This is a genomic window from Vibrio sp. 10N.222.54.E6 (assembly GCF_041473955.1).
Taxonomy (GTDB): Bacteria; Pseudomonadota; Gammaproteobacteria; order Enterobacterales; family Vibrionaceae; genus Vibrio; species Vibrio tasmaniensis_A.
The window spans coordinates 77,843-88,560 of the sequence record NZ_JBFRTD010000024.1; the positions used below are offsets into that span (position 1 = coordinate 77,843).

The 10,718-nt window shown below is 43.2% G+C and carries 8 protein-coding genes and 1 tRNA gene; 5 read left to right on the top strand and 4 right to left on the bottom strand.

Translation table 11 applies throughout. The features are described from left to right. Positions 1–48 precede the first annotated feature (48 nt). The 3 genes from AB4513_RS15090 to pepA form a co-directional block, all read right to left on the bottom strand. Complete coding sequence (locus AB4513_RS15090; protein WP_102257863.1) at positions 49–2,922, bottom strand: valine--tRNA ligase; 2,874 nt, start codon at positions 2,920–2,922, stop codon at positions 49–51. Between the two features lie 103 nt (positions 2,923–3,025). Beyond that, entirely contained in the window at positions 3,026–3,475 is a 450-nt protein-coding gene (locus AB4513_RS15095; RefSeq protein ID WP_102257862.1) for a DNA polymerase III subunit chi, read from the bottom strand. 99 nt (positions 3,476–3,574) lie between these two features. Beyond that, a complete protein-coding gene (pepA, locus tag AB4513_RS15100; protein ID WP_017097529.1) occupies positions 3,575–5,095 on the bottom strand; it encodes a leucyl aminopeptidase in 1,521 nt (506 codons plus the stop codon). A 191-nt stretch (positions 5,096–5,286) separates the two neighbouring features. Between pepA and lptF the strand changes: the two genes are divergently transcribed. Together lptF and lptG are read left to right on the top strand one after the other, a co-directional pair. After that, positions 5,287–6,387 carry an LPS export ABC transporter permease LptF gene (lptF, locus tag AB4513_RS15105; protein ID WP_009847716.1) on the top strand — a complete coding sequence of 367 codons (1,101 nt, stop codon included), beginning with the start codon at positions 5,287–5,289 and terminating at the stop codon, positions 6,385–6,387. A gap of 3 nt (positions 6,388–6,390) precedes the next feature. Then, positions 6,391–7,461: an LPS export ABC transporter permease LptG gene (gene lptG, locus AB4513_RS15110; protein WP_017103680.1), complete on the top strand. Its 1,071-nt coding sequence runs from the start codon at positions 6,391–6,393 to the stop codon at positions 7,459–7,461. Between the two features lie 61 nt (positions 7,462–7,522). On the opposite strand, the gene AB4513_RS15115 is transcribed toward lptG, so the two are convergent. After that, a complete protein-coding gene (locus tag AB4513_RS15115; RefSeq protein ID WP_017097527.1) occupies positions 7,523–7,999 on the bottom strand; it encodes an RDD family protein in 477 nt (158 codons plus the stop codon). 195 nt (positions 8,000–8,194) lie between these two features. Between AB4513_RS15115 and AB4513_RS15120 the strand changes: the two genes are divergently transcribed. From AB4513_RS15120 to AB4513_RS15130, 3 genes are all read left to right on the top strand, one after another. Then, positions 8,195–8,279, top strand: a tRNA-Leu gene (locus tag AB4513_RS15120). 245 nt (positions 8,280–8,524) lie between these two features. Beyond that, positions 8,525–8,932: a VOC family protein gene (locus AB4513_RS15125; protein WP_029223884.1), complete on the top strand. Its 408-nt coding sequence runs from the start codon at positions 8,525–8,527 to the stop codon at positions 8,930–8,932. A gap of 81 nt (positions 8,933–9,013) precedes the next feature. Next, positions 9,014–10,267, top strand: coding sequence for an HD-GYP domain-containing protein (locus tag AB4513_RS15130; RefSeq protein ID WP_065679687.1), 1,254 nt, complete (start codon positions 9,014–9,016; stop codon positions 10,265–10,267). Positions 10,268–10,718 lie beyond the last annotated feature (451 nt).

Consider the following 10,718-nt stretch of genomic DNA (forward strand, 5'->3'; position numbering starts at 1 on the left):
CCTTTCTATTTAGAGCGAGAAGTTCGAAGTCTTCTCGTTCACTCACCTTTAAAGCGCAGCAATAGTCGCTTTTTGCTCTTCTAGCTTAACAAGAGTTTCTTGGTAGCCTTCAAGCTTTTCACGCTCTTTCGCGATAACGACTTCTGGTGCTTTAGCAACAAAACCTTCGTTACCTAGCTTACCTTCGATACGCTTAATCTCACCGTGAGTCTTCGCTACTTCTTTATCTAGACGAGCAAGTTCAGCATCTTTGTCGATAAGACCCGCCATTGGGATCATCAGCTCAGATTTGCCAACAAGTTTAGTTGCACAAGCTGGAGTCGCTTCGCCGTCTGCTAGAACTTTAATATCGTCTAGCTTAGCTAGAGAAGTAAGAACGATCTTATTTGCTTCGATACGAGCTGCATCTTTCTCATCAGCGACTTTGATCATTACTTCTAAGCCTTGGCTTGGTGCAATGTCGTATTCCGCACGTAGGTTACGGATAGCTGTGATGAAAGTTTTAACCCATTCGATGTCGTCAACGATCTCAGCATTGAAGTTAGCTTCATTAAACTGAGGAAGCGCTTGAGTCATGATGGTCTCGCCTTCAACGCCGTCTACTAGCGGCTTAACGCTTTGCCAGATAGATTCAGTGATGTAAGGAAGAACAGGGTGAGCAAGACGTAGAGTCTTCTCAAGAACCGTGATAAGTGTGTAACGAGTCGCTTGTTGTTGAGCTTCAGTACCTTTCCAAAGAACAGGTTTAGTTAGCTCTAGGTACCAGTCACAGAATTGGTTCCAGATGAATTCGTAAAGCGTATTTGCTGCCATGTCTAGACGGTAGTTGTCTAGGTGAGCATTAAACTCTTTCGCTGCAACTTCAAACTGAGATTCAATCCACTTGTCTGCTAGAGAGAATTCCATGTTTGCACGGTCTTCAACAGACAGTGACATGCCACAATCGTGCTCTTCTGTGTTCATCAGTACGTAACGGCTTGCGTTCCATAGCTTGTTACAGAAGTTACGGTAACCTTCAAGACGCTTCATGTCCCAGTTGATGTCACGGCCAGTTGAAGCCATAGCAGCAAGAGTGAAACGCAGTGCATCGGTACCGTATGGTTCGATACCATCTTCGAAAGTTTTACGTGTTGCTTTTTCGATCTTAGCAGCCAGTTTAGGTTGCATCATGTTGCCACAACGCTTTTCTACTAGCTCTTCAAGGCCGATGCCGTCAATCATATCGATTGGGTCAAGTACGTTACCTTTCGACTTAGACATCTTGTCGCCGTTTTCATCACGGATAAGGCCCGTCATGTAAACTGTTTTGAAAGGTACTTGAGCCTTGCCGTCTTCGTCTTTCACGAAGTGCATAGTCATCATGATCATACGAGCAACCCAGAAGAAGATAATATCAAAACCAGATACTAGTACTTCTGATGGGTGGAATGTTTTCATTGCTTCAGTATCTTCAGGCCAGCCTTGTGTGCCGAAAGTCCAAAGTGCAGAAGAGAACCATGTATCAAGAACGTCGTTGTCTTGCTTAAGAACAATTACCGGTGAAAGGTTGTTCTTTTCACGAACTTCTTCTTCAGTGCGACCTACGTAAACTTTACCATCGTTGTCGTACCATGCTGGGATACGGTGGCCCCACCAAAGTTGACGAGAGATACACCAATCTTGCACGTCACGCATCCACGCGAAGTACATGTTCTCGTACTGCTTAGGTACGAATTGAATCTCACCATCTTCAACGGCTTTAACAGCAGGAGCAGCAAGAGGCGCTGTACGCACGTACCATTGGTCAGTCAGCATTGGTTCGATAACCACACCACCACGGTCACCGTAAGGAACGGTTAGATCGTGATCTTTGATTTCTTCAAGTAGGCCTAGCTCTTCAAATTCAGCAACCGTTGCACGACGAGCTGCAAAGCGCTCCATACCTTGGTATTTTTCTGGAAGCTCTGTTGAGTACACATCGCTTTCTTCACCGTTCGTTGTGAAGATTTCAGCCGCATCACGGATATCACCGTTGAACGTTAGGATGTTGATCATTGGTAGGCTATGGCGCTTGCCCACTTCGTAATCGTTAAAGTCATGAGCTGGCGTGATTTTCACACAACCCGTGCCTTTATCCATGTCAGCGTGCTCATCACCTACGATAGGGATAAGACGATTTACGATAGGAAGCAGGATTTCTTTGCCGATAAGATCTTTGTAGCGAGGATCTTCAGGGTTAACTGCAACGCCTGTATCACCAAGCATGGTTTCAGGACGTGTAGTCGCAACGACAATGTAGTCTTTGCCATCAGCGGTTTTAACACCATTCGCTAGTGGGTAGCGGAAGTGCCACATGAAACCTTTTTTGTCTTTGTTTTCAACTTCAAGATCAGAAATTGCAGTGTGCAGTTTAGGATCCCAGTTTACTAGACGCTTACCACGATAGATTAGGTCTTCTTCGTATAGGCGAACAAATACTTCTTGAGTCGCAGCTGATAGGCCGTCATCCATAGTGAATCGCTCACGATCCCAGTCTACAGATGCACCAAGACGACGAAGTTGTTGAGTGATCGTGCCACCAGATTCGCCTTTCCATTCCCAGATCTTGTCGATGAAAGCTTCACGGCCGTAGTCGTGTTTTGTTTTGCCTTCTTCAGCAGCGATCTTACGCTCAACAACCATTTGAGTTGCGATACCAGCGTGGTCAGTACCCACTTGCCAAAGCGTGTTTTTGCCTTTCATACGTTGAGCACGGATAAGTGTATCCATGATCGTATCTTGGAACGCGTGACCCATGTGTAGGCTACCAGTGACGTTCGGTGGCGGGATCATGATGCTGTAAGCTTCTTTTGATGTGTCACCGTGTGGCTTAAAGTAGCCTTTCTCTTCCCAAGTCTTATACAGAGCTTGTTCGATTGATGTTGGGTTGTATGTCTTTTCCATAGTGCTCTTATAACGGATACTGTGAATGGTTAATCGTGGTCAAACTTCATAAGTGAAGCTTCTTGAATCTAAATCCAAAGATAGCTTTAACTATGAGGTTTGACTATGGATGTTGAATCTCGATAGTTTGTAGCTGATATCCAGCCTGACGGTAAATTTTATACCTTTCTCGAGCGAGTTGCTTAGCTTTTTCTTCGCAAGGAACGAAGTCTATCACCTGAGCAAAGGCGTTCGCAAAGGTTGTATGATTATCGGCCAGATTTATTACCAATTGGCGGTTCCAATTAGGTTTGACTCCTTGATGGCCTATCTCAATATTCGTTGAATATTTTGGACCTTCGCCAACCAAGTTGTGCGCGATAAATTCAGTAGGCTCTACCTGCCAAAAAACTTCAGCGATACGCTCAGCATGAACTTTATCGTTACAGTTGAGATAAAGTTTAGCGCCTTGTTTTGCAAAATGCTGAGCAAGAAACAACACGTAGTGAGCAAAACTCTCTTCGCCGGCTTGTGGGCTGTCTGAAGACACAATGTAAAATGTGGCAGTCTGCATACTGAATACTCGAACTTGGAATCGTGGAAACCAATCATACTTGGTCAACAGGAGCTAGCAAATAACGCTTATTAAAAAAGGGCCCGTAGGCCCTTTCTATTATTTTGAAGATTGCTCTTCAGTCTCATGGCCGCTGCGGTTCAATAAGAATTGGACAAGCATTGAGACAGGACGACCTGTCGAGCCTTTCGCTGCGCCTGACTTCCAAGCTGTGCCGGCACTGTCAATGTGTGCCCAGTGGTACTTTTTAGCAAATTTAGATAAGAAACATGCTGCTGTGATTGTACCAGCAGGTCGGCCACCGATATTTGCCATATCTGCAAATGGACTCGTTAGTTGCTCATGGTATTCATCGGCCATTGGCATGCGCCATGCTCTGTCACTTGCTTGCTCAGAAGCATTCACTAACTCGTGAGATAGTGGGTTGTGATTAGACAGTACAGCACTGATGTGGTGACCTAACGCCATCACACACGCGCCAGTGAGTGTTGCTACATCGACAACACAGTCTGGTTCAAAGCGTTCAACGTAAGTAAGCGCATCACATAGAACCAAGCGACCTTCAGCATCCGTGTTTAACACTTCAACTGTTTGGCCTGACATGGTCGTTAGGATATCACCTGGGCGGTAAGCATTGCTGCCTGGCATGTTTTCACAACCTGCTAGGATACCAACTACATTAATCGGTAGGTTCAGTTTAGCTAGTGCCTTCATTGTACCGAATACAGAAGCCGCACCACACATGTCGTACTTCATCTCATCCATACCTTCACCAGGCTTAAGCGAAATACCGCCTGAATCGAAAGTAAGACCTTTACCGACTAGAACAATCGGTTTTGCATCTGGGTCAGCAGCACCTTTATATTCCATGATAGACATCATAGATTCGTTCTTAGAACCACGGCCTACCGCTAAGTATGAAGTCATACCCAGCTTTTCCATCTCTTCTTCGCCAATGATCTTAGTTTTCACTGTCTCGTAATCATCGGCCAAGCGACGAGCTTGAGATGCAAGGTAAGCAGGATTTGCGATGTTAGGTGGCATGTTGCCTAGATCTTTAGACGCTTTCACACCTGAAGCAATCGCAAGACCGTGAGAAATTGCTTTCTCACCAAGGCTCAATTCACGACGAGTTGGTACGTTGAATACCAGTTTACGTAGTGGACGACGAGTCTCAGGTTTATTACTCTTGAATTGATCAAAAGTGTAAAGGCCATCTTTAGTCGCTTCTACTGCTTGGCGAACTTTCCAGTAAGTATCACGACCTTTAACGTGCAGTTCAGTCAGGAAACATACTGCTTCCATAGAACCCGTTTCGTTTAGTGTACTGATGGTTTTTTGGATAATTTCTTTATATTGACGCTCGCCTAGCTCACGTTCTTTACCGCAGCCTACAAGCAGAACACGTTCTGAAAGTACACCAGGTACTTGATGCAGTAGTAGCATCTGGCCAGGTTTACCCTCTAGATCACCGCGACGAAGCAGTGAACTAATATAGCCATCGCTAATCTTATCTAACTGCTCGGCTACTGGAGAAAGGCGGCGCGGTTCGAATACACCGACAACGATACATGCGCTGCGCTGTTTCTCTGGGCTGCCACTTTTTACACTGAACTCCATGCGTACTCCTACATCCTGAAGACAAATCGAACTAAATGTTGGATAATGGGTTCTTACTTGTTGGATCCTATAATGGAACTGACCTTAAAGAAGAACGTTAACACTTAGCTAAAAATTTAAAAAATAAAAGGTTCAACGGGAAATTATAGTGATTCAATCAAAAAAACAAGTTTTGTATAGGTAATTTGAGCGTGATTATTGTTAGATATTTGATCCGAGAGACAATCAAGAGCCAATTTGCGATATTTTTTGTTCTCTTTCTCGTGTTTCTCAGCCAAAAGTTCATCAGTGTTTTAGCCGACGCCTCTGATGGTGATATTCCAGCAAGCCTTGTATTATCGATCGTGGGTCTAAATATGCCAGCGATGGGGCTCTTGATGCTTCCACTTAGTATCTATATTGGCATTTTGCTGACTTTTGGCCGCCTTTATGCCGAAAGTGAGATTGTGGTGATGAATGCTACGGGTATTGGCAATAAATTCCTCATCCAATCAGCACTTTATCTGGCGTTGATTACCGCAACTGTCGCTGCTTTTAACTCCTTTTGGCTGTCTCCGTGGTCACAAGATAAAGTAGAACAAATGTATGAGGAAGTGGCTGCAGAGAACAGCGTCGATTTACTACCCAAAGGCAAATTTGCAAGGACTCCCGATGGTTCTTCAGTTGTGTTTATAGAGGGTATCGATGGTAATCAATTAGACAATGTGTTCGTTTCTCAAATGCGACCTCGTGACTCAGTGCTTCCTAGTGTGATGTTCTCTAAGTCGGGAGACGTAAAAGAATTGAGCGATGGCCGCCAAGTTATTGTGATGTACGATGGTACTCGTCATGAAGGAGTGCCTTCTCGCCTTGATTATAGAGTGACGCACTTTGAAGAGTATGAAGGCTTAATTGGTCAGCGTGAAGTAGAGAAGAAAGGTCGAGAGTGGGAAGCGATTCCAACTATTGATCTTATTGGAAATCAAGATAATCGTGCCAAGGCTGAATTGCAGTGGCGCATGTCACTGGTGTTGTGTATCCCATTGTTGACTATGCTCGTTGTACCGCTGTCAGCAGTTAATCCACGACAAGGTCGTTTTGCAAAAATAGGTCCGGCAATCCTGATTTATTTGACTTACTTCTTGGCAATCAGTGCAACCAAATCTTCAATTGAAGAAGGGGACATTCCTGCTGCAATAGGCATGTGGCCAATCAATGCATTATTATTGTTTGTCGCGATTGGTGCCAACTTTATGGATAGTGTGCCTGTTAGGCGTTTGAAAGAAAAATTCAAGAATAAGAGGTTGGCTTAAGCCGTGTTTAAGATTCTCGATTTATATATAGGCAGAACCATCATCGCGACCACCTCACTGGTATTGGTGACGTTTGTCGGTCTCTCTGGAATTATCAAGTACGTTGAGCAATTGCGAAAGGTAGGTCGTGGTACATACGATCTATTACAAGCGTTGTATTTCGTTTTATTGAGTATTCCTCGTGATATCGAAATGTTCTTCCCAATGGCGGCATTGCTTGGTGCATTGATTGGGCTTGGTATGCTTGCTGCGAGTTCTGAGCTTGTGGTTATGCAAGCCGCGGGTTTCTCTAAGTTAGATATTGGTTTATCGGTACTTAAGACTGCGATTCCGTTAATGGTGATAGTGACATTGCTTGGGCAGTGGGGAGCTCCGCAAGCGCAGAAGATGGCTCGTGACTTAAGAACCATCTCGGTTGCTGGTGGTAGTATTATTTCTACTCAAAGCGGTGTTTGGGCTCGAGATGCCAACGACTTTATTTTCATTGTTAAAATAGACGATGATAAGCTCTATGGTTTGAACATGTGGCGCTATGATGAGAACAAGGCTCTGAAAACGGCCATATACTCAAAAGAAGTCGATTACGTTGGAGACAACGTTTGGACAATGCGCGATGTTGAGGTCACCTCTTTTGAGAATGAAATTCAGGTCACTAAAGAGAATTTACCGACTTTTTCTTGGGAAACATCGTTAGCTCCAGACAAACTCGCGATAGTGACGGTGAAACCGGAGGAGCTGTCGTTAAGTGGGCTGTATGACTATGTTTCTTATCTCAAAGCATCAGAACAAGATGCAGCACGTTATGAGCTAGCATTGTGGCGAAAGATAACTCAACCTATTTCGATAGCGGTCATGATGTTGATGGCATTGTCGTTTATCTTTGGTCCTTTACGTAGCGTGACCATGGGAGCAAGGATTCTCTCTGGTGTGATTGCTGGTTTTACTTTCTATATATCCAGCGAGTTCTTTGGTCCAATCAGCTTGGTTTATCAAATACCACCAGCCTTTGGTGCGATAGCCCCTAGCGTGGTGTTTTTCGGAATTGCCATCATGCTCTTGAGGCGGAAACTATAAATGATAAAGGAAGGCGTTAAGCCTTCCTTTTTTGATCTTGCTTTAAGTTCGCTTAATAGCGTTATTGTGCCTTTGGCAACACAACGACTTCGGTCTTTGCCCAGATATCGTGAAAGCCACGTTTCTGAGGATCGAATGGAACACATAAGTTTGCAAGTCCAAACCCCGATGTACCTAAACGTATTAGCGCTTGAGTTATTGTGATCGCAGAGCCATCTTTGTTTTGAACTCGTAGCTTCCAAGCTCTCATCCCCAGAGTTTGACCTGCTCTGGTCCAGAAGAAGACAAAGAAGTAAACCCAAACGACGACTAAGTAAAAAGTATACGCAGGGCTCCAAATCGGATGATTAGTCAAGAAGTCACTGACATCGGCATACCCGCTATGGTTAAAAATACCAAGAGCCATGAGTGCGTGCAGTAGAGCAACAATGATGCCGGCAGCCATCATTTCAATAGCGATTACAATGAGTGCGTCATAGAACAAGGCACCAAATCGGCGCATTACCCCAGCTGGTGGCAGAGTGTTTGTTGATGTCATGGTGTTATTACTTCTTTAAAAATTGAGGCGTCAGAATATAGTTTAAGGCTTGGCCTGAAAAGAGACATGACGCACAGCTTATGACTTAGTGGCGAAATTATCGGCAAACACACATGAATTCAAGTTTTTATACTTGCCACATCAGTTCGCATACGTATAATGCCAAACATCGACAGGGCAATGCCCCAAGATAATGCCGGTATGGTGAAATTGGTATACACGACGGATTCAAAATCCGTTGCCTTCGGGCGTGGCGGTTCAAGTCCGCCTACCGGTACCATATTTAAATAACAAAGCCTCGACTCAAGTCGGGGCTTTGTTATATCTGGAGAATAGAAAGTGTTGCCTTCGTAGTAGCGACAGGAACGCCTGTCCAATCAGTCAGTTCTTATTGTGCCATTCCAAAATATTACCGTTTCCGTTCGTAATGCGATTCCTTAGTAAATTAATTATCTTAAATCAGAATGTTATCTGTCATTCTCACGTCTATTGTCTATGTTTAAAGGACTAATAGAGGAGAAACATATGCTGACAGTAACCCCTTACTTGTTTTTTGATGGTCGTTGTAGTGAAGCGTTAGATTTTTATCATAAATGCTTTGGTGGTGTTGTTTTATCGAAGCAACTCTTTAGTGATGCTCCTCAGGTAATAGAGGGGGCACAACCTAGTTGGGTTATGCACGCTGAGTTCGAAGCATTTGGTATGAAGCTCATGATGTCTGATGGCGTTAAAGCTAAAGAACTTGAAGGGAACAATCTGGCACTTTCCTTGGTTACCGAGGATACCGCGACTCAAGAGAAAATTTTTGAGAAGCTTAAACAAGGAGGGCGAATAATGACGCCACTCGCAGATACGTTTTGGGGCGCTAGATTTGGTAAAGTGGAAGATAAGTTCGGTATTCGTTGGATGGTGCATTGTGATTCTTTAAGTTGAACCTGTGAAATTGGATAGTGAAATTCCCGTGTGGTTTTATTAGAATTATAAATATAGATTATTAATCAATATTATATAAATATGGGCAGCATAAAGATTACTGTAGATCGCATCCAGCCCGGCCTACACATACGACTCCCCCTAAAATGGAACGAACACCCATTTTTATTCAACAGCTTCAAAATAAAAGATGACGCTCAAGTGAAAATAATTCGGCATCTTGGGATTAAGCATGTCTATATAAATCTAAGTCAAAGCGATACTGCACCTTTACCTTCTAATCACGAGATAGAGAAAGGGGCCGATTCAGATCTACAGATAAGCCTTGAAACTGAAAGGATGTGGAAAGATAAGCATGAACGTATCGAAACCCTAAGCTCTTACCGTCGTAGAGTCAGTCATTGTGAGAAAGAGTTCGAGCGCTCGCTTGCTCGAATGCGTTCAGTAATGACAAAAATTCGTAACCGACCTATAGATGCGGTAGGAGAGGTTAAAAGTCTAGTTGATGATATTGTTGAAATACTGGCAAGTGACGATAGCGTTACCTTACATCTTATGAATGCTAAAGCTGACTTTGAAGACATTTACTTTCATACATTAAATGTCTCTGTCGTTGCGTTAATGATAGGTAAAGCTAAAGGCTACAATACTCAACAATTGAAAGCGCTTTCTTTTGCTGCTCTGTTCCATGATGTAGGAAAGATCAAAATACCAGCTGCAATACTTAGAAAGCAGAGTACGCTGACAGCACCGGAAGAGAATTACCTAAAACTTCATACGAAATATGGTGCTGATATTGTCTCTGGAATTGATGACTTTCCTGAAAGTGCCAAAAAAGTAATCGTTCAACATCATGAAATGAATGATGGCTCTGGTTATCCTGAAGGCTTAAAAGAAGAAGAGATAGATGAACTAACCAAAATAGTTTCAGTGGCTAACGCATTCGATAATCTTTGTCATGGTAAAGCGCAATCTCAACAAATGATCCCATACTTGGCATTGTCCCACTTATATAAGAACTGCAAACATCTATATAGTCAGGATAATTTGAGTCTATTGGTTAAGTTCATGGGAGTCTATCCGCCGGGTACTGTCGTGCAGCTTTCCAATGAATCAATTGGAATCGTGATTTCGGTTAATGCCAAACATATGCTTTATCCGAACGTACTGATCTATGATCCTAGCGTTCCAAGAACCCAAGCCCCGATCATTGACCTATTTACTAAAGAGATAAAAATTGTCAATGCAGTTCATCCAAGCAAGTTACCGGAGCAAGTTAGAGAATATCTAAACCCTAGGGCTCGTTTATCTTACTTTTTTGATAATGGTGAGTAGTTATCCACAGGTTCTTGTGGGTAGTTTGTTCGAAACTTGGGTTGAAAGTTGTATAAATAAGCCCTTGGTTGAAATATCTTCACTTAACCTCTTTTTTAAATAAAAAACGTATTTAATGCTTGCCAATGAGAGCTGCATCTCTATAATGCCGCCTCACTGACACGGCAGACGCCATAAGGCTTCAGCGAAGAATGTTAGTAAGGCAACTAGCTTTAAGCGATGATTCGCTTTTACTTTTTAAAAGTAGAAATTAATTCCGAATAAGTGTTTGACACTGAGAATTAAATAGCTAGAATGGCCGCCTCTTCCGAAGTGATGTAAGTCACAACGAAGTGAAGCTCTTTAACAATTTAAACCTATCAATCTGTGTGGGCACTCGTTGATGAATATCAAAACGTTATTACTTAGGTAGTAACAGTTACTTCGGTAACAAATTGATTTCAATGAACTG